Origin of the sequence: Oceanibium sediminis (assembly GCF_003265325.1) — a bacterium.
Classification (GTDB): domain Bacteria; phylum Pseudomonadota; class Alphaproteobacteria; order Rhodobacterales; family Rhodobacteraceae; genus Halovulum; species Halovulum sediminis.
The window spans coordinates 1-18,853 of the sequence record NZ_QGNX01000004.1; the positions used below are offsets into that span (position 1 = coordinate 1).

Annotated in this window: 19 protein-coding genes and 1 tRNA gene; 8 read left to right on the plus strand and 12 right to left on the minus strand. The window is 65.4% G+C overall.

Annotated features, from left to right (window positions below; all coding sequences use genetic code 11):
- Positions 1–294 precede the first annotated feature (294 nt).
- Both DJ029_RS11165 and DJ029_RS11170 read right to left on the minus strand, forming a co-directional pair.
- Positions 295–379, minus strand: a tRNA-Leu gene (locus DJ029_RS11165).
- A gap of 157 nt (positions 380–536) precedes the next feature.
- Complete coding sequence (locus DJ029_RS11170; protein WP_112322561.1) at positions 537–2,108, minus strand: NAD(P)H-hydrate dehydratase; 1,572 nt, start codon at positions 2,106–2,108, stop codon at positions 537–539.
- 185 nt (positions 2,109–2,293) lie between these two features.
- Here DJ029_RS11170 and DJ029_RS11175 point away from each other — a divergent pair, with 185 nt between their 5' ends.
- Together DJ029_RS11175 and glnA are read left to right on the plus strand one after the other, a co-directional pair.
- Positions 2,294–2,632, plus strand: coding sequence for a P-II family nitrogen regulator (locus DJ029_RS11175; RefSeq protein ID WP_112322562.1), 339 nt, complete (start codon positions 2,294–2,296; stop codon positions 2,630–2,632).
- 52 nt (positions 2,633–2,684) lie between these two features.
- Entirely contained in the window at positions 2,685–4,094 is a 1,410-nt protein-coding gene (glnA, locus tag DJ029_RS11180; RefSeq protein ID WP_112322563.1) for a type I glutamate--ammonia ligase, read from the plus strand.
- A 58-nt stretch (positions 4,095–4,152) separates the two neighbouring features.
- Here the strand turns inward: glnA and DJ029_RS11185 are convergent, their stop codons facing one another.
- From DJ029_RS11185 to DJ029_RS11200, 4 genes are all read right to left on the minus strand, one after another.
- Positions 4,153–4,803 (minus strand): glutathione S-transferase family protein, encoded by a 651-nt coding sequence (locus DJ029_RS11185; protein WP_112322564.1) that lies wholly within the window; start codon positions 4,801–4,803, stop codon positions 4,153–4,155.
- A 78-nt stretch (positions 4,804–4,881) separates the two neighbouring features.
- On the minus strand, positions 4,882–5,112 hold the full coding sequence (locus DJ029_RS11190; protein ID WP_112322565.1) for a hypothetical protein: 231 nt from the start codon (positions 5,110–5,112) through the stop codon (positions 4,882–4,884).
- Positions 5,113–5,115: 3 nt separating this feature from the next.
- Entirely contained in the window at positions 5,116–5,433 is a 318-nt protein-coding gene (locus DJ029_RS11195; protein WP_112322964.1) for a TraR/DksA family transcriptional regulator, read from the minus strand.
- Between the two features lie 81 nt (positions 5,434–5,514).
- Entirely contained in the window at positions 5,515–6,402 is an 888-nt protein-coding gene (locus DJ029_RS11200; RefSeq protein WP_198671128.1) for an endonuclease/exonuclease/phosphatase family protein, read from the minus strand.
- Between the two features lie 155 nt (positions 6,403–6,557).
- Here DJ029_RS11200 and dddP point away from each other — a divergent pair, with 155 nt between their 5' ends.
- The 3 genes from dddP to parE all read left to right on the plus strand — a co-directional run bounded on the left by dddP (position 6,558) and on the right by parE (position 11,497).
- Positions 6,558–7,880, plus strand: coding sequence for a dimethylsulfonioproprionate lyase DddP (dddP, locus tag DJ029_RS11205; protein WP_112322567.1), 1,323 nt, complete (start codon positions 6,558–6,560; stop codon positions 7,878–7,880).
- Between the two features lie 125 nt (positions 7,881–8,005).
- Entirely contained in the window at positions 8,006–9,250 is a 1,245-nt protein-coding gene (locus DJ029_RS11210) for a bifunctional alpha/beta hydrolase/OsmC family protein (protein WP_112322568.1), read from the plus strand.
- Between the two features lie 270 nt (positions 9,251–9,520).
- The gene (parE, locus tag DJ029_RS11215) at positions 9,521–11,497 is read left to right on the plus strand and encodes a DNA topoisomerase IV subunit B (RefSeq protein ID WP_112322569.1); all 1,977 of its coding nucleotides are present in this window, start codon (positions 9,521–9,523) and stop codon (positions 11,495–11,497) included.
- A gap of 135 nt (positions 11,498–11,632) precedes the next feature.
- Here parE and DJ029_RS21745 read toward each other — a convergent pair whose 3' ends face one another.
- From DJ029_RS21745 to DJ029_RS11240, 5 genes are all read right to left on the minus strand, one after another.
- Positions 11,633–12,373 carry an AbiU2 domain-containing protein gene (locus DJ029_RS21745; RefSeq protein WP_157966346.1) on the minus strand — a complete coding sequence of 247 codons (741 nt, stop codon included), beginning with the start codon at positions 12,371–12,373 and terminating at the stop codon, positions 11,633–11,635.
- A 249-nt stretch (positions 12,374–12,622) separates the two neighbouring features.
- Positions 12,623–13,021, minus strand: coding sequence for a c-type cytochrome (locus DJ029_RS11225; RefSeq protein ID WP_232823052.1), 399 nt, complete (start codon positions 13,019–13,021; stop codon positions 12,623–12,625).
- Positions 13,022–13,145: 124 nt separating this feature from the next.
- Positions 13,146–13,466 (minus strand): antibiotic biosynthesis monooxygenase family protein, encoded by a 321-nt coding sequence (locus DJ029_RS11230; RefSeq protein ID WP_112322571.1) that lies wholly within the window; start codon positions 13,464–13,466, stop codon positions 13,146–13,148.
- A gap of 49 nt (positions 13,467–13,515) precedes the next feature.
- Positions 13,516–13,971 (minus strand): hypothetical protein, encoded by a 456-nt coding sequence (locus DJ029_RS11235; protein WP_157966347.1) that lies wholly within the window; start codon positions 13,969–13,971, stop codon positions 13,516–13,518.
- Positions 13,972–13,985: 14 nt separating this feature from the next.
- Complete coding sequence (locus DJ029_RS11240; protein ID WP_112322573.1) at positions 13,986–14,387, minus strand: hypothetical protein; 402 nt, start codon at positions 14,385–14,387, stop codon at positions 13,986–13,988.
- An 84-nt stretch (positions 14,388–14,471) separates the two neighbouring features.
- On the opposite strand from DJ029_RS11240, the gene DJ029_RS11245 reads away from it, so the two are divergent.
- From DJ029_RS11245 to DJ029_RS11255, 3 genes are read left to right on the plus strand one after another with little or no spacing between them, the layout of a single operon-like run.
- Complete coding sequence (locus tag DJ029_RS11245) at positions 14,472–15,323, plus strand: hypothetical protein (protein WP_157966348.1); 852 nt, start codon at positions 14,472–14,474, stop codon at positions 15,321–15,323.
- Positions 15,320–16,363 (plus strand): aldo/keto reductase, encoded by a 1,044-nt coding sequence (locus DJ029_RS11250; RefSeq protein ID WP_308860944.1) that lies wholly within the window; start codon positions 15,320–15,322, stop codon positions 16,361–16,363. Before DJ029_RS11245 ends, DJ029_RS11250 begins: the two co-directional genes overlap by 4 nt.
- The gene (locus DJ029_RS11255) at positions 16,364–16,915 is read left to right on the plus strand and encodes a gamma-glutamylcyclotransferase family protein (RefSeq protein WP_112322575.1); all 552 of its coding nucleotides are present in this window, start codon (positions 16,364–16,366) and stop codon (positions 16,913–16,915) included.
- Between the two features lie 82 nt (positions 16,916–16,997).
- On the opposite strand, the gene DJ029_RS11260 is transcribed toward DJ029_RS11255, so the two are convergent.
- Positions 16,998–18,818, minus strand: a complete 1,821-nt coding sequence (locus DJ029_RS11260) for an ABC-F family ATP-binding cassette domain-containing protein (RefSeq protein WP_112322576.1) — start codon at positions 18,816–18,818, stop codon at positions 16,998–17,000.
- Positions 18,819–18,853: the final 35 nt, after the last annotated feature.

The window sequence follows — 18,853 nt, forward strand, 5'->3', positions numbered from 1 at the left end:
CCGCCAGCCGTGGTCTATTGGCAGAGAAATGATATCAACCAACCCGATCAGCAGGTGCAACGAGTAGCTTAATTTACGCCAGATCCTGTCCAACGGATGGGGAGTAGCTCATTGACCCCGGAAATAACGAAGAAATACCGTGGTCAAGCGGAGCGGAAACGGCTTTCGAAAGCTGCCCAAAAACTACGGGAAAAAGCCAAAAGTGACTAACAAAGTGACTAGCTCGCGAAAGAAGGAGGGTCGACGATCAGGAAAGAGAACCACTAAGAAGAAAAAAACCGAGGGAAATCAACTTGGTGCGGGTGGAGGGACTTGAACCCCCACGCCTTGCGGCACCAGAACCTAAATCTGGCGTGTCTGCCAATTTCACCACACCCGCACACGAACCCGTTGCTCCGCCGCGCGGGCAGACCGGAAATCGGCGCCCTTCTAGCAAAGTGATCCGGGGGGCGCGAGAGAAAAATGTCCTTCGCGCCCTTGTCCGCGCGCGGGAGCCTCCGGCGGGAGTATTTTGGGAGTAAAGTGGAGGGGTGCGCTCATGTTTTTAGCGCGCGGAGAACGGCGGGGAGCTGTTCGGGCAGATCCTCGGCAATCAGGCCGGGGCCGAAGTGGCGCGCTGCCTCCACGTGGAGCCAGGCGGCTGTTTCGGCGGCGGCGCGGGGGGCGATGCCGCGGGCGAGCAGGCCAGTGATGAAACCGGCGAGCACGTCGCCGGAGCCGGCGGTGGCGAGCCAGGGAGCGGCGCGTTCGTAGTGGGCGGCGTTGATGGCGGCCTGCCCGGCCTGGTCGGCGATGACGGTGTCGGGGCCCTTGAAGAGGATCGTGCAGCCGGCGCGTTTCGCCGCATCCCGCGTGGCATCGGCTTTCGAAAAGGCCGGGCCGCTGGTCGCGGAGGCCGAGAGCTTCTTAGCGATGTCCGGAAACAGGCGCGCGAATTCGCCACCATGTGGGGTGAGCACGCAGTTTTCGTGCAAGCGCTCGAAAAGGGCGGGCGGATTGCCTGAGAAGCTGGTCAGCGCATCCGCATCCAACACGGTGGCGCGCTTTGCTCCAAGCGCGCTACGCACGAGCGCGCGAGTGCGTTCACCTCGCCCGAGGCCAGGGCCGAGGCAGAGCGCGTTAAGGCGTGTATCCTGCAGGACGCCCTCGAGGGTATCGGCGTCGGCGACGGGCTCCAGCATGATCGCGGTCAACTGGGCGGCGTGTTCGGCCAGCCCCTCGGGCGGGGGCGAGACCGTGACGAGGCCTGCCCCGATGCGCAGCGCGCCGCGCGCGGCGAGGCGGGCGGCGCCGCCCTTGCCCGGCGGGCCCGACATGACCAGGGCGTGACCATGCGCGTATTTATGGGCGTCGGGCCCCCGGTGCTTCGTGAGCGCGCTGGCGATGAAAGGCCCGCCTGTCAGCAGCGTTGCCGCGCTTTGCGGGCCGGGGGTAAGGCCGATGTCCTTGCAGGTGAGGTGGCGGCACCGGTTCGGCCCTTCGGCCAGGAAATGGCCGAGTTTCGGGGCGTGGAAGGTCACCGTGAGGGCGTCGCAGGGCAGCGGCGGCTGGCGGGCCCAGAGGCCGCGGCCGCTGTCCGCGCAGAGGCCGCTGGGCAGGTCCACGCAGATCATCGGGGCACGGGCGAAGCTATCGGTGGCGACGGCGCAGGACAGGATATCGCACAGGTCGGATCCGAGCGGGCGTGTCAGCCCTGTTCCGAACATCGCGTCGATGACGCAGAACTCCTCGCCCCGCCGGTTCGCGTCGCTTTGGAGAAGTGCCTCAACCGAAAGCGCGGCGATCGTGCCGGCCTGCTGCCAGCGTCGGCAGTTCGTGGCGGCGTCCGGCGGCAGGTGCGACTCGTCGCCATACAAGAAGACCTCCACCACCCATCCGCGTTGCTTCAACAACCGCGCGATGACGAAGCCGTCGCCGCCGTTGTTGCCGGGGCCGCAGAGCACGACCGCGCGGTGGGCGGTGATCGCAAGCGCGGGGCGCCATTCCAGCATCGCGTCGACGACGCCCTGCCCTGCGCGCTCCATCAGCTCCAGCCCGGTCACGGCGCCGCTGTCGATCGCGGCCTGTTCGATGGCCCGCATCCGGGCCGCGGTCAGCAGTTCGGTCATGTTTGCCTTCTCACCCTGCCCAATAAATAGCCATTCTGCACATATATCGGGCAATACCCGGAATTCCGAAACCTGCCCCCTGCCCCCCGAACCCTACCGATTTGAAAACCGTCAGGCGAGGTGCTTTCTGCCCCTTGGCATTGCCCGCGCGGACTGAGCACGGGAGCGAATGGGAGCATCTTGCGATGAAAAAGATCGAAGCGGTCATCAAGCCGTTCAAACTCGACGAAGTGAAGGAAGCGCTGCAGGATATCGGCATCCAGGGCCTCAGCGTGATCGAGGCCAAGGGGTTCGGTCGCCAGAAGGGCCACACGGAGCTTTATCGCGGCGCGGAATACGTCGTGGATTTCCTGCCGAAGGTGAAGATCGAAGTGGTGATCGACGACAGCCTGCTCGATTCCGCCGTCGAGGCGATCATCAGCGCCGCCAAGACGGGCAAGATCGGCGACGGCAAGATCTTCGTGTCCGACATCAGCCAGGCCATCCGCATCCGCACCGGCGAAGACGGCGTGGAAGCGCTCTGATCCTGCCCCTCGCTCACTTCTCACAGACATTCAATCAACCAGGAAACACATCATGAGTGACATCTCCAACGTCATGAAAACGCTGAAGGATGAAGAGGTCGAGTACCTCGACCTTCGCTTCACCGACCCGCGCGGCAAGCTGCAGCATGTGACGGCCATCGTCGATACCGTCGATGAGGATTTCCTGTCGGACGGCTTCATGTTCGACGGCTCCTCGATCGCTGGCTGGAAGTCCATCGACAAGTCCGACATGAAGCTGATGCCGGATCCCTCCTCGATCTACATGGACCCGTTCTACGCGGAAAAGACGCTGTGCATTCACTGCGACGTGCTGGAGCCGGATACCAACGAAGCCTATGACCGCGACCCGCGCATGACCGCGAAGAAGGCAGAGGCTTACCTGAAGTCCTCGGGCATCGGCGACACCTCCTTCTGGGGACCCGAGGCGGAGTTCTTCGTCTTTGACGACGTGCGCTACAAGGTCGGCATGGACGAGGTGTCCTACTCGGTCGATGCGCATGACGCGGCCTGGAACACCGGCACCGAGTACGAGATGGGCAACCTCGGCCATCGTCCGGGCGTAAAGGGCGGCTATTTCCCCGTGCCCCCCGTTGATCACGCGCAGGACCTGCGTTCGGAAATGCTGTCGACGATGAAGCGCATCGGCATGAAGGTCGACAAGCACCACCACGAAGTGGCGTCCTGCCAGCATGAGCTTGGGCTGATCTTCGGCACGCTGACCAAACAGGCGGACGAGCTTCAGAAGTACAAGTACATCATCCACCAGGTGGCCAATGCCTACGGCAAGTCGGCGACCTTCATGCCGAAGCCGATCTCGGGCGACAACGGCACCGGCATGCATGTGAACCAGTCGATCTGGAAGGACGGCAGGCCGCTGTTCGCGGGCGACAAGTACGCAGATCTGTCGGACGAGGCGTTGTGGTACATCGGCGGCATCCTGAAGCATGCGAAATCGCTGAACGCCTTCACCAACCCGGCGACCAACTCCTACAAGCGGCTGATCCCGGGCTTCGAAGCGCCGGTCCTGCTGGCTTACTCGGCTTCCAACCGGTCCGCCTCGATCCGGATCCCCTGGACCGACAGCCCGAAGGCCAAGCGCGTGGAAACCCGTTTCCCCGATCCGGCTGCGAACCCCTACCTGGCGTTTTCCGCCCTTCTTCTGGCGGGGCTCGACGGTATCAAGAACAAGATCCACCCCGGCGATGCGGCGGACAAGGACCTGTACGACCTGCCGCCCGAGGAACTGGCCGGTATTCCGACCGTCTGCGGCAGCCTGCGCGAAGCGCTGCAGTCGCTTGAGGACGATCACGAGTACCTGCTGGCAGGCGACGTGTTCACCAAGAGCCAGATCGAGGGCTACTCCGAGCTGAAGTGGGAAGAAGTCTACAACTTCGAGCACACGCCCCACCCGGTCGAGTTCGCGATGTACTACAGCTGCTGATCCCGACCCGGATCACGCGAAAGACAGGAAGGGCCCCCGAGCGGGGCCCTTTTTCCGTTCAGGTCCCGGCCTGGCGCCGTGCCACGTCTGCGGCCTCGAAATGGGCGATCTGGTCGGCATGGGCCTTCTGGAACGCCGGTCGATCCGTGATCCGTTTCACGTAGGCTTCGGCCATGGGCCGATCACCAAAGGCGCGCAGTTTCGACACGCGCAGCACATCCGCCATCAACAGGTCCGCAACGGTGAAGCGGCCCGCGGCAAGCCATTCGCGCTCGCCCAGGATACGCTCCATATGCGCAAGGCGGCTTTCCAGCCAAGCGGTCAGGTGGTTTTCCTTCGCACCCGTCATTTCGAGGAACCACCACGGGACGGAGACCATCTCGATCGAGTTCAGCGCGGCAATGACCCATTGCAGGGTTTCCGCCCGCCCCTGCACGTCGCGCGGCATCACCGCCGCGCTCTTTTCGGCAAGGTGCAGGATGCAGGCGCCGCTTTCGAACAGCTCCAGGCCGCCATCGTTGAGGAACGGAACCTGGCCGAAGGGCTGTCGGGCCAGGTGGTCCGGCCCGCTCTCCCCGATGGGCACGGTTCGAACGATGTAGGGAATCCCGGCTTCTTCGCAGAGCCATCTCAGCCGCAGGTCGCGCACGAAGCCGCGCGGGCCGTCGGGGACCCAATCGAAGGTCCAGATCGTCACTTGCTCGGTCATGGGCCGAGCCTGCACGCAGCCATCGGAAAAGTATAGGCGGAGAGGGCGCGGTGCCGTTCTTGGGCAACGCGCCGCGGCTCAGCCGCGCCTGGGAAGCGGTGGCTTTCGCGCGCCGTTGCGCTCGGCGGCCAGGCTATCCTCGAGCCAGGTTTCCAGGTCGAGGATATCCTGGGGCAGCGGCTGGCCCATGGCGCGCAGCGCGGCAAGATCCTCGCGCAGGCGCTCTTGCAGGACGTGCAGGTCCTCTGGCTGCTTGGAAATCTCGTCCAGCAGGGAATAGACCGATGCTTTCAGCGTCTCGAAGGCCATGGCTCAGACCGCGCAGGCGCGGCAGAACGGCGTGAAGGGCAGCAGGTCCAGGCGCTCTTCGGAAATCTGCTCGCCGCATTTGGCGCATTCGCCGTAGGTGCCGTCCTCGATCCGTCGAAGGGCGGCGCGGATCATCTCCAGCTCATGCTTGCCGTTGAGGCCGAGGCGTTCCAGAACCTCGTCGTCCTCCCGCTCGGAGGCGCGGTCCTCGACGTCCTTCGGGGGTTCCTCCTCAAGGGTGTCCTCGATACCGCGCAGCCGTGCCTGGATTTCGGCTGCCATCTTCTCAAGTTGCGCGCGGCGTTCTTCGGTGGTTCGCATGGACAGGTTCCCTTGCTTGGAGTGATCTTCATCCTTGGCGATCAGCAAACCAGTCGCCTTGATCCGGATCAAGTCCGACGCTCAGCGGAAACGCAGGTTGGTGATCAGCGCGTGGTGGTCGGAGCCGTTCCTTGGCAGCATATCCGTCTGGGCCTGAAGGTCTTCGGACACCAAGACGTGGTCCAGCGGCAGGCCGGGCCAGAAGCTGGGGCGCTGGAAGGTCAGGCGCAGCCCGCCCACGGCGCGGGTGCCCGTCGCTTCCAGGATCCGGTCGACCGAATGCGCCCAGGCCGGGATGTTGAAATCCCCGCCGATCAGGATCGGTTCGGGCAGGCCGCGTAGCAGCTCCGCCACCACCTCGGCCTGTGCCGCCTGCCCATAGGGCCAGGGCCACGGCAGGTGAAGGTTGACCACGGTGATCGGCCCGTCCGGGGTTCTGAGCCGGGCCCAGGCAGCCCCCTGCCCGCGCGCGCAGACCGGCTCCTCCATCACCGGATACCGCGACAGGATGGCGATTGCGCCGATGCCGCTGAACTCGCAGATCACCTCGGTCCGGGTGCGCATGGTCCGGGGAATCACCATGTTGGAGGCGCTGACCTCCTGCAACAGCACCACGTCCGCGCGCTCCGCCTCGATCTGGGCGACGACCGCTTCGGGCATGGGATTGTCGTAGCGCAGGTTCTGGCTGTAGACGCGCAGATCGGGGCTGAGCACCGGATCCTCGGGCAGCACGCCCGGCGCCAGGCCGAACAGCGCGATCGCCAGCCCCACCAGCGCCAGCGTCCGGGCCACCAGCGCGGAAAAGGCGACCGTGAACAGGAACAGTGCCACGAAGCCGATCGCCAACTGGACGCGGAACGCGCCCATCGTGTCGAAAAGCGGATGAACGTGGCCAAGGAAGCCGGCCAGCGTCGCAACGATTCCCGCGGTGGCGATGGCCGCGACTGCGCCGCGTATCAGACTGAGCATGATGCGTCCCTTGAGCCCTTGTTGCCCCCAGTCATGGGCCAAATCCGCGGCGCTGTCATCCCCGGCGACGATATCGAAAAACGACATGCGCGATGCCGGTTTCCTGTGATCTTCGCCGCGGCGATGGGCCGACACTTCCCCAAGGAGTATTGCCCATGAACCGCCACGTCCCCCACCCGCGCAAGATCGACCCCGCCGCCCTGCGCCCCGATGGCACGCCCGACGACGACAACCGGGTCGAAATCGGCCCGACGCCGCTGGCCTTCGCCGAATGGGCCGAGGCCGGGCTTCAGGCCCCCGACCTGGCGGCGATGCGCGCCTTCCGGCTGGCGCGGATCATGGGTGCCCTGTCAGAACGGGACTGGGCGGGCGTGCTGCTGTTCAATCCGCTCAACATCCGCTACGCGACCGACACCACGAACATGCAGCTCTGGAACGCCCATAACCCGTTCCGCGCCACGCTGGTCTGCGCCGACGGGCACATGGTGCTGTGGGACTACAAGTGCGCCCCTTTCCTCGCCGGGTTTAACCCGCTGGTGAGCGAGGTGCGGCCCGGTCCGGGCATGTACTACTTCGGCAGCGGCGACCGGACGGAGGATGACGCCGCCGCCTTCGCCAGCGATATCTCCGAGCTCCTGCGCACCCATGCGGGCGGCAACACGCGCCTTGGCGTGGACAAGATCCAGATCGCCGGCCTGCGCGCGCTGGAGGCGCGGGGCCTCGATATCATGCTGGGCGAGGAGGCGATGGAAAAGGCCCGCGTCATCAAGGGCCCCGACGAAATCCGCGCCATGCGCTGCGCGATGCATGCCTGCGAAGCCTCGGTCCGGGCGATGGAACGGGCCATGGCGCCGGGCATGACGGAAAACGACATCTGGGCCGTGCTGCACGCGGAAAACATCCGCCGGGGGGGCGAGTGGATCGAAACGCGGCTGCTCGCCTCGGGGCCGCGCACCAACCCCTGGTTCCAGGAATGCGGGCCTCGGGTTGTGCAGAACAACGAGATCATCGGCCTCGATACCGACATGGTCGGCTGTTACGGCATGTGCGCGGACATCAGCCGCACCTTCTGGCTGGGTGACGGCGCGCCGCGCGCCGACATGATCGAGGATTACCGCCTCGGCTGGGAGCATATCGAGCACAACATGGCGCTGCTTCGCCCCGGCCTGAGCATGGCGGACTGGGTGGCGGCGTCGCACCCGTTGCCGCAGATCTACCAGAAGCAGAAATACTCCTGCTTCGCCCATGGCGTCGGGCTGTGCGACGAGTACCCGATGGCGGAATACCCGGACGCCTTCCGCGCCGGCGCGTTCGACATGGTGTTCGAGCCGGGCATGTGCCTGTGCATCGAGGCGCTGATCAGTCGCGAGGGGGGCGACTTCTCCATCAAGCTGGAAGACCAGGTGGTCATCACCGAAACCGGGGTGGAAAACACCACCCGCTACCCCCGGGACCCGGCGCTGATGGGTGGGCACTGACCGGGGGCTAACTGGCCCACGGCACGGTCACCCCGGCTCACGATCATGGCACATCGGATTACAGGCGGTTTCCCCGCGCCGCCCGCTGCGCCACATTGGGGGGTGGATCACGGGGACACTTTCTGATGCGGACCGAGAAACTGACCTTCACCGGCCATGCCGGGGATACGCTGGCGGCGCGGCTGGACATACCGGACGTGGGGCACCTGGCGACGGCGCTGTTCGCGCATTGCTTCACCTGCGGCAAGGATATCGCGGCGGCGCGGCGAATCTCGGGGCGGCTTGCGGCCATGGGGATCGCGGTGCTGCGCTTCGATTTCACCGGGCTCGGCCATTCCGGGGGGGAGTTCGCGAACACGCATTTCACCTCCAACGTGGAGGACCTGGTGCTGGCCGCGCAGCATCTCGGAAAGCTGGGCCACCCCGTCGACCTGCTGATCGGGCACTCGCTCGGCGGGGCAGCGGTGCTGAAGGCGGCGGGCCAGATCCCTTCGGCGCGGGCCGTCGTGACCATTGGCGCGCCCGCCGATCCGGGCCATGTGGCGCATAACTTCAGCGGCAAACTCGAGCAGATCCAGGCCAGGGGTGCTGCGAAGGTGGACCTGGCGGGCCGCCCGTTCACGATCACGCGCGACTTCCTGGAGGATATTTCCTCCGCCCGGCTGAAACCGGCGATCGCGGACCTGAAGAAGGCCCTGCTCGTCTTGCACGCCCCCACCGACCAGACCGTGGGCATCGACAACGCCGCCGAGATCTTCATGGCCGCGAAGCACCCCAAGAGTTTCGTCACGCTCGACGATGCGGACCACCTGCTGACCCGCGCCAAGGATGCGGAATACGCGGCGGAGGTCATTTCTGCGTGGTGCCGCCGTTACTTAGATATCGCCAAGCCCGCAGCCCCGGTCGGTGCGCCCGAGGGAATCGTGCGGGTTTCCGAGGTGGACGCGGACGGTTTCCTGCAGGACGTTGTCGCCGGTCCGCGCCATTACACCCGCGCGGATGAGCCGAAAGCCTATGGCGGGACGGACGCGGGTATGACGCCCTACCAGTTCCTGTCCGCCGGGCTTGGCGCCTGCACGTCGATGACGATCCGCATGTACGCCCGGCGCAAGGGCTGGCCGCTGGAGCATGTCGCTGTCGAAGTTACGCACGACAAGGTCCATGCCGCCGATTGCGACGGCTGCACCAGCCAGTCGGGCAAGATCGACAAGCTGACGCGGCGGATCACCCTGGACGGCGCGCTGGACGAGGCGCAGCGCACGCGCCTGATGGAGATCGCGAACAAGTGCCCGGTTCACAGGACCCTCGAATCGAAGGTCGTGGTCGAAACCAGCCTGGCCCCCGCAACCGCCCCCGCGGAGGCGGTTTGACAGGTTGCCACATCATTAACACATTGTTTATTCATGATGTGATACTTCGGCGGTACCGTAAAGCGCTTTGCGGTATCGGCTGGTCAGCCGGGGCGCAACACCCGACAGACCCTCGCGCCTTGCCCTTCCCCCAAGAGGGCAAGGCGCGTTGCCGCCCGCAAAGGGGCCGTGCAGTGGCGAAATCACACCGCTTCGGGCCGTCTTGTATTGCGCGCCCTGCCCCCAGATGTTCTAATATGGCGAGCAGAACATACAAAATCAGGCACACTTATGTCCGCAGATGACCTTTTCGACGGTGGCCCCGATGCGTCGGGCTATGACGCCTCATCCATCGAGGTGCTCGAAGGGCTTGAACCCGTTCGCAAACGCCCGGGCATGTATATCGGTGGCACCGACGAGCGCGCGCTGCACCACCTGGTGGCCGAAGTGCTCGACAACGCGATGGACGAGGCGGTCGCGGGCCACGCCAACCGGATCGAGGTGGAGCTGCACGGCGATTATTCCTGCACCGTGCGTGACAACGGGCGCGGCATCCCGGTCGACCCGCACCCCCGTTTCCCGGACAAATCCGCGCTTGAGGTGATCCTGTGCACGCTGCACGCGGGGGGCAAATTCTCTGGCAAGGCGTATGAGACCTCGGGCGGGTTGCACGGCGTCGGCGTCTCGGTCGTCAACGCGCTGTCGGATCACGTGCGCGTCGAAGTCGCGCGCAACCGCGAGCTTTTCGCCCAGGAATTTTCCCGCGGCATCCCGCAGGGCCCGGTGCAAGCGTTGGGCCCCACGCCCAACCGGCGCGGCACCACGGTCACCTTCCACCCGGACGCGGAAATCTTCGGCCAGGGCGCGCGGCTGAAGCCCGAACGTCTTCTGGCGATGGCGCGCTCGAAGGCCTACCTGTTCTCCGGCGTGGAAATCCGCTGGAAATGCGCCGCCGAAGTCGCGGGCGAGACGCCGACCCAAGCCACCTTCCACTTCCCCGGCGGGCTGGCGGACTACCTGTCCGAACGGCTCGCAGGGGCCGCGACTTACAGCGAAAAACCCTTCGCGGGCAAAGTGAAATTCGCCGAGAAGTTCGGCCCCGACACCCCCGGTTCCGTCGAATGGGCGATCAACTGGACCCCCGCGCGCGACGCTTTCGTCAACTCCTACTGTAACACCGTCCCCACCCCCGAAGGCGGCACCCACGAAACCGGCTTCTGGGCCGCGGTGCTCAAGGGCATCCGGGGCTACGGAGAGTTGGCGGGCAACCGCAAGGCGGCCAACATCACCCGCGACGACGTTCAGGCGGGCGGCTCGGCGATGATCTCCGTCTTCATCCGCGAACCGGATTTCGTGGGCCAGACCAAGGACCGCCTGTCCACCGTCGCCGCGCAGAAGCTGGTCGAGCAGTCCGTGCGCGACCATTTCGAGAACTGGCTCGCGGCGGATACGAAATCCGCGGGCGCGATCCTCGACTACCTGGTGCTCAAGGCCGAGGAACGCCTGCGCCGCAAGGCGGAAAAGGAAACCCAGCGCAAGACCGCGACCAAGAAGCAGCGCCTGCCCGGCAAGCTGGTGGATTGTTCGCGCAACACCCGCGAGGGCACGGAAATCTTCCTGGTCGAGGGCGACAGCGCCGGCGGCTCGGGCAAGGCGGCGCGCAGCCGCGAGACGCAGGCCCTGATGCCGCTGAAGGGCAAGATCCTGAACGTGCTCGGCGCGGCCAGCAACAAGCTGCACACCAACCAGGAAATCCGCGACTTGTGCGAGGCGCTGGGCGTCGGGCTCGGCACCAGGTTCAACGTGGAGGATCTGCGCTACGAGAAGGTCATCATCATGACCGACGCGGACGTGGACGGGGCGCATATCGCAGCCCTGCTGATGACGTTCTTCTTCACCCAGATGCGCCCGATGATCGACGCGGGGCACCTCTACCTGGCATGCCCGCCGCTGTACCGCCTGACCCAGGGGCCGAAGCGCGTCTATGCGATGGATGATGCGGAAAAGGATTACTGGCTGAACAAGGGCCTCGGCGGGCGCGGAAAGATCGACATGTCCCGCTTCAAGGGTCTTGGCGAAATGGACGCCAAGGACCTGAAGGAAACCACGATGAATCCAGAAACGCGCAAGCTGATCCGCGTGACGGTGGACGAGATTGAGCCGGGCGAAACCAGCGGGCTGGTCGAACGCCTGATGGGCAAGAAGCCGGAGCTGCGCTTCGCCTACATCCAAGAGAACGCGCAATTCGTGGAAGAGGTGGATGTTTGAGGAGGCAGTGGCAAGGTGTGCCACCTAGCCCCGTTACTTGGTACGGGAGCTTTCAAAATGCATGGCGCTTAGTCTTCGTTTGGATCAGCTAGCCTTGCTTCGAATAAATCGAAGAGATTCGAAAATTTTCGGCTTCTAGTAAAACTCATCTGGCGGCATATAAACCAGCCATTCTGGATTCTTATCCTTATCAATCAATCTCTCTAAACCTAAATAGTCACGTTTCCTAAGCAAATCCTTCATACGACGTTCTCGGTCTTCCAAACACTCCTTCCCCTCAAAGAGCGCCCTGAGAAAGGCCACCTCATCACTTGATTTTCGCACAATCGGCATTGTCATAATCTGTGTATCCATACACTCGCGCCCAACCCATTTAACCACGTCTGATATGGCCTCGATGGCTACATTCATTTGTATCCTTGACGAATGATCCAAAGTTGCCTTTCCGTTTCGGACAGCGTCGTCGCTGTGAGCCAACTTCTTGTTTCGCCAACTGCGTGCGAATTTCGACGTAGTGCCCGCTTTCTCGACTAACGCGTGCAGGTCAGAATGACCTTCAAGGTTGAGCAAATCTGGCAGTCGCCGCACTGACACATTTGGGCCGCTTCCGTGACTTTGGGGCGGATCTGTAAGCCGACAAATGGCAAGCATAGCCGAGTCGTATAGCGATTTTTCCAGATGGTAAGACGTCAAACTTGAGATCGAGTTAAGAAGCTCAACACGCTCAGAATTTGTGCCAAACAGCGAAACATATGTGCGCCAAAGTGACCTCAAGTTATAAAGGTCTGCTTCGATATGCCCGAATAATTTGCCGGCCTCTTCGCCAAGAGCCTGTTTCCGCTTCTCGAGATCCTGTGCCGCTTTGATCTTTTCCATGTAGGAACGGTATCTTTTGGCAAAGCCCTAGCCAAGTTCAGAATTTTCATCGGTGATGATTGCAAGGCCCGGAACCAAGGGCGCAGCCCGCCGGGCCATCGCCCGTCCGCCCCCTCGGGCGGGCGATTTGCAGCGTTAGGGCAAGGATCGCGCCTCTGAAGGGGGCGGGCATAAATCGCGGCAACTCGGCCTTTTACGCCCACCCGGCGCACGGGCGCCGGCCCTCGCCGCGCTCCCGGCGGGCCAGCATCACTCCTGGATCGACTCGAGGTAATAGGCCACCGACAGGATCCGCCCGCGGGCCGCGATTTCCGCGCCGTAGTCGCCCGTCCCGTACTCCGCCTTGAAGACCGCGCCGTAGGTCGGCATCGGGCCGCCGTGGGCGCGCACGCCGGTGCGCCCGTCAATGACGTGGATGACGTCGAGCATTGGGAACTTGCCATCGTTGTTCGCGGCCAGCTGCGTCAGGTCCGCGGGCTTGGCCGTCATCAGCTCGGTCAGCGGGCCCGCGCCCTTCGCGTCCGTTCCGTGGCAGGTCGAGCAGTACTGCATGAAGATGTCATGCCCCGCGTCTTGCGCCAGGCTCGGGCCGCCTGCCCCGATGCCGATCAGGGTTGCCGTGAACACGGTGGTGATGCGTGAAATCATTCGTCCTCTCCTTCCATGCCGGGGCTTTTGCAACCCTCAGGTGCAGCATGGCCGGGCGGCGGGGCGCGCCGGTTGAGGAATGTCAAAAACGCCCCCTCCTGTGCGCAGGGGGGGCGTTGCGCGCTCAGTTCACCACATGCGCCACGTCGTAGAGCACCGGCTCGAAGCTGCGGCATAGGGACTGGAAACCGCGGTTGTATTCCCGCATCTCCTTCGTCCTGAGCATGGCGAGGAAGTCCTCGCGCGCGCGCCATTGCGAGTAGTTGGCGATCCGGGTCTGGGCGTCGTTGATGTGCAGGCCCGCACCGATGAACCCGGGCTGGTGGCGGATGAAATCCTCATACGCCTCGATCAGGTGGTCCATCAGGTCCTGGGCGGTGCCGGGGCTGACCTCGAAGTTGGTGATGACGGTCTGTGCGGTTGTCGGGCTGACGATCCGGGGCATGGGCGATCTCCTTCTTTTGGAGGAGTTTAGCACAGCCGCGGGGTTTCGCTCAGTAGCGGATCAACAAGAAGCGCACGGTCTGCTCGGGCCCGACGTCAAAGACCGCCTCGGCGAAGCCGAGTGCGTGGCCGGTCGCCTCCGCCAGGTCGCCGAACTCCCCGAGCAGCGTGCGCCCGTCGCCAAGGTCGATCCAGCGTCCCCGCAGCCCCCGCGCGTCGAGGAAGGCTTCCGCCACCGGGGCAAGGGCGTGCTGGCGTTCGGTGTAAGCGGGAAAATCCAGCGTGATCTGCCCGAGGTCGGTGGAAAACTGCATGAAATCCGTACCGCCGGGCAATTCGACGACCATCACGTCGAAAGGCGCGTCGGGTCCGAATATCTCCGCAAGCGCCGCGCCGACCTGTCCGAGGGGGGCGATCTCTTCGCGGCTGTCCTGCGCGAAGGCGAGCATCGGCAGGCTGAGCACGATCAGCAAGGCCCGCAGGCCGGGCGCCAGCGCATTGCGCAAATGGCGCCCCCGGATCACCCCGGCACCTGCGCAAGGCAGGCGGCCACCGCGCGGTCCCGCTCGGCGATTGCCGTGGGCAGCCGTTCCCGCATGGACTCGAGCTTGCGCTGCTCGGCCTCGATATCCAGCGGGACGGGCGTGCTGACCGTGCGGTAGCGCGTTTCGCGGCAGGTGTTCAGCCCGACGCGCACACGCTCGCCAAAGCCTGTGCCGGTGCAGAAGGTCAGCCGGGACTGCGGCACCACCTGCCGATCCAGCGCGAACCCGCGCGCGATGTTGGCCTCGGCAATCGCAATCGCGGTTTGCAGGCCGGTCACGTTCGCCCGCGCGGAGTCGAGGCACCGCTCCTGCGGGGTGGCGCAGGCGAGCAGCAACAGCGGCGCGGCCAGGGCGCCAAGGTGTCTCAGCTTCGTCATGATCTCAGGATAGCACGGCTGCTTCCATACGCCAGCGCCAGCTTCACCTTGCATTTCCGCGCCCGATACGCTCCATTTCCGCCGATGAATGTCCCTCCCCACACCCATGCGCCGGTGATCCTGCATCCCGGCCTACCCAGGACCGCTAGCACGGCCCTTCAGGCACGGCTGCGCGGCGCGGGTTCCGAGCTTGCCCCCCATGCCCAGCTGCTTCTGCGCGGCAATGGCGTGCTGCGTCCGCTGGCAAGCGCGGCGCTGGCCTTTCACAAGGCGACGCTGCGCAATGCCGACACCGGCGCGTCGCGCGCGGGCCTGTTCGCGGCGGTGCGCGACCTGCGCGCGGGACTTGAGCCGGATCAGCGCCCGATCGTCATCTCGCACGAGGCGCTCGCAGGTCACCTGCCGGGCCTGCACCGCTGCTGGGAGGTGTTCCCAACCCTCGCCGATATCGGGGTGCTGCTGCGCGAGGCTTTCGCGCCGCATCCCGTGCGCTTCGTGGTCTATACCCGCACCTTCGACGCGTGGATCGACAGCGCGTACAACCAGGCCGTCAAGACCGAGCGCGTGAAGCTGGACCGGGACGCCTTTCTGGCGAAGGTCCCCCCCGGCGCGTCACTTTCGGCCCCGGTCGAGGCGCTGCGCCATGCGCTCGGCGCGGAAAACCTGGCGGAGGTCGCGCTGGAGGACGAGGCGGCCAGCCCACTCGGCCTAGGCGCTGGGCTGTTGCGGGTCGCCGGTCTGCCGGACGAGGTGATCGCGTCCCTGCCCGCCGCCCCGGTGCGCAACGCAGACCTTCCGCCCGGGGCGCTTTCACTGATGCTCAAACTCAACCGATCCGACCTACCCGGCCGCAAGCTGCAACAGGTGCGCCGCGCCATCTCGGCCCATCCGCAGGTTTTCCAGGACACACCAAGAAGAAAGACCATGCCCACATGATCCCTCAACGCCCGCTCGGCCGCACCGGCCTGACCGTTCCCCAGATCTGCCTTGGCTCCATGACCTGGGGCTCGCAGAACACCGAAGCCGAGGCCCATGCCCAGATGGACATGGCCATGGATCGCGGCGTGACCTTCTTCGACACCGCCGAGGGTTATCCGACCCCCATGAGGCCCGAGACACAGGGCCGCACGGAGGAATACATCGGCACCTGGTTCGCCGCGTCGGGCCGCCGTGCGGATGTCACCCTCGCTACCAAGATCACCGGCGCCCGTACGGCGCATATCCGCGACGGCTCGCCGATCACCGGCGCGGCGATCCGCGCTGCGGTCGACGCCTCTCTGCGCCGCCTTCAGACCGATTACATCGACCTTTACCAGCTGCACTGGCCGAACCGCGCGCATTACCACTTCCGCCGCAACTGGACATTCGATCCCACCGGCGCGGACACCGCGACCGAACAGGCCAACATCCTGGAAACGCTGGAAACCCTGGACGAGTTGGTGAAGGCGGGCAAGATCCGTGCAATCGGCCTGTCAAACGACACGGCCTGGGGGACGATGCAGTTCCTGAACATGGCCGAGGCCCACGGCCTGCCTCGTATCGCCTCGATCCAGAACGAATATTCGCTGATGTGCCGGCTCTTTGACACCGACCTGGCCGAGATCGCCCATCACGAGGATGTCGGCCTGCTCGCCTATTCCCCGCAGGCCGCAGGGATGCTGAGCGGCAAGTACAGCGGCGGCGCGCGCCCTGCCGGCAGCCGTGGCGCGATCAATCCGCCGATTGGCGGGCGGCTGAGCCCGCATTCCGAAATGGTCGCGGACGAATATGTCGCGCTGGCGCATCAATACGGGCTGAACCCGGTGCAGATGGCCATCGCCTTTTGCCTGACGCGGCCCTTCATGACCTCGGCCATCATCGGCGCGACCAGCATCGAGCAGCTTGAAACCGTGCTCGGCAGCGTGGACATTGCCCTACCGCCGGAGGTGATGGAAGACATCGATGCCCTGCACCGCAAATACCCCATGCCTTACTGAATGCTCTACTTCGCTTATGGCTCCAACTTGCTCACCCACCGCCTGCTGGCCCGGTGCCCGTCGGCGCGGGTGCACGGCACGGCGCGCCTTGCCGGGCATCGCGTCACCTTCGAGAAGTACAGTTTCATCGACGGGTCGGGAAAGGCGACGCTGAGGTCAGCGCCGGGGGCCGAGGCGCATGGCGTCCTTTACGCCCTGCCCGACGCCGAGCTTGCGATGTTGGACGCGATCGAAGGGGTCGGCAAAGGCTATGACCGGGTTCAGGGCATATCGGTGCAGACAGCGGCGGGCAGCGTGACGGCGACAACCTATATCGCCTCGGACCTGCGCGCGGCGCTGGCGCCCTTCGACTGGTACCTCGCGCTGATCTTCGCGGGGGCCGAGGAACACGGGTTGTCGCATGTGACCGCCAGCCTGCGCGCCACGCCCACGCAGGCGGACCCTGTGGCGGACCGTCCCGTGCGTTTGGCGGCCCTTGCCGCGCTGACCGCGGGCGGGCATCGGGCGGAAGACGCGCTGCGGCGCGCTGCCTCGGGGCAGTGGGGCGCATAGGTTTTGAGAACAAGGCGCGCGGCCCGGGAAATGAAAGGGCTCGCCCTGCCCGTCAGCGGTTAAGCGAAACCCAACGCGCGCGTTATCCAGCCGCTTCGCGCGCTTCCTCCAGGGTCAGCCATTCCTCCTCGGCCGCACCAAGGGCGGTTTCGCGCTCTTCCAGTGCCTCGCTCGCCTTGGCGAACTTGGCGGGGGCCGTGGCGTAAAGCTCCGGGTCGGCCAGGAATTCATGCAGCTTCGCGATCTCCGCCTCGAGGCGCGCGATCTCGTCCGGCAGGGCGGCCAGGCGGCGCTCCTGCGCGTAGGACAGCTTGGTGCGGGCAGCCTTGGCTTTCACAGGATCCGGTGTGGCGGATTTCGTACGCTTTGCCTGCGCGCTGTCGCGGCCGAGGAAACGCCCGCCCTGCGCGATCATGTCCGAATATCCACCGGCATAGACCGTGACCGAGCCATCGCCCGGCACCAGCAGCGTCGTCGTGGCCACGCGGTCGATGAAATCCCGGTCGTGGCTGACGAGCAGCACGGTGCCGTCGAACTCTGCGATCTGCTCCTGGAGCAGGTCCAAGGTTTCCACGTCCAGGTCGTTCGTCGGCTCGTCGAGGATCAGCAGGTTGCTTTCCCGCGCGAGGATACGGGCCAGCAGCAGGCGGGCCTTTTCACCGCCCGACAAGGCGCGCACCGGGCCGCGCGCCTGCGCGTCCGAGAACAGGAAGTCCTTCAGGTAGCCGACCACGTGACGCGGCTGGCCGCGCACCATCACCTGGTCCGAACTGCCGGAAACGGCCAGGTCGCCGTCCTTGGTCAGGCTGTCCCAGAGGCTGGCGTCCGGGTCGAGCTGCGCACGGGTCTGATCGAAGGTGACTGCCGCCAGCCCGGTGCCGAGCGTCAGCTTACCGCTATCGGGCGGCAGCGCGCCGGTCAGAAGGTTCAGCAGCGTCGTCTTGCCCGCGCCATTCGGCCCGACCAGCGCGATCCGCTCGCCCCGCGCCACGCGCAGCGAGAAATCGTTGACGATCACGCGCCCGTCGAACGCCTTGGTCAGATTCTCCGCCTCGATCACGCGCTTGCCGGATTTCGGCGCGGCGCCAAGGTCCAGCTTGGCAGCGCCCGCACGGCGGATGTCGGCGGCGCGCTCGGCGCGCATGTCTTGCAGGCGGCGCACACGGCCCATGTTGCGCTTGCGCCGCCCCGATATCCCCTCGACCGCCCAGCGGCTTTCCGCCTTGATCAGGCGTCCCAGCTTGTGGCGGGCCTGGTCTTCCTCGTCGTAGATCTTGTCGCGCCAGTTCTCGAAGGCGCCAAAGCCCTGTTCCAGGCGGCGCACGGTGCCGCGATCCACCCAGAGCGTGGTCTTCGTCAGCGCGCGCAGGAAGGCGCGGTCATGGCTGATCAGCACGAAGGCGGCGCGGGACTGGCGCAGCTGCGTCTCAAGCCACTGGATCATCTCGATATCCAGGTGGTTCGTCGGCTCGTCCAGCAGCCACACGTCCGCCTCATCGGCGAACAGCCGGGCCAGGGCGGCGCGGCGGCGCTCGCCCCCGCTGGCGGCGGCGGCGGGAATCGCCCCGTCGAGACGCACGGCGTCCAGCCCGATGTCGGCGCGATAGGCTTCGTCCTCGGGCAGGCCCGCGCGCACGAAATCGCCAAGCGTGTCGAAACCGGTGAAATCCGGGTCCTGCTCAAGATAGGCGACGCGCTTGCCGGGGGGCACGAAGCGCGTGCCGCTGTCGGGGGCGACCTGCCCGGCCATGATCTTCAGCAGCGTCGACTTGCCAGAGCCGTTGCGCCCCACAAGGCCGATGCGATCACCGGGATTGACGCTCAGCTCCGCCCCCTCCAGCAGCGGGTTGCCACCGAAGGTCAGCGTGATGTCGGAAAGGGTAAGCAAGGGGGGTGCGGCCATGGGGCCTCTATCCGCAATCGCGCGCGGAGATTCAA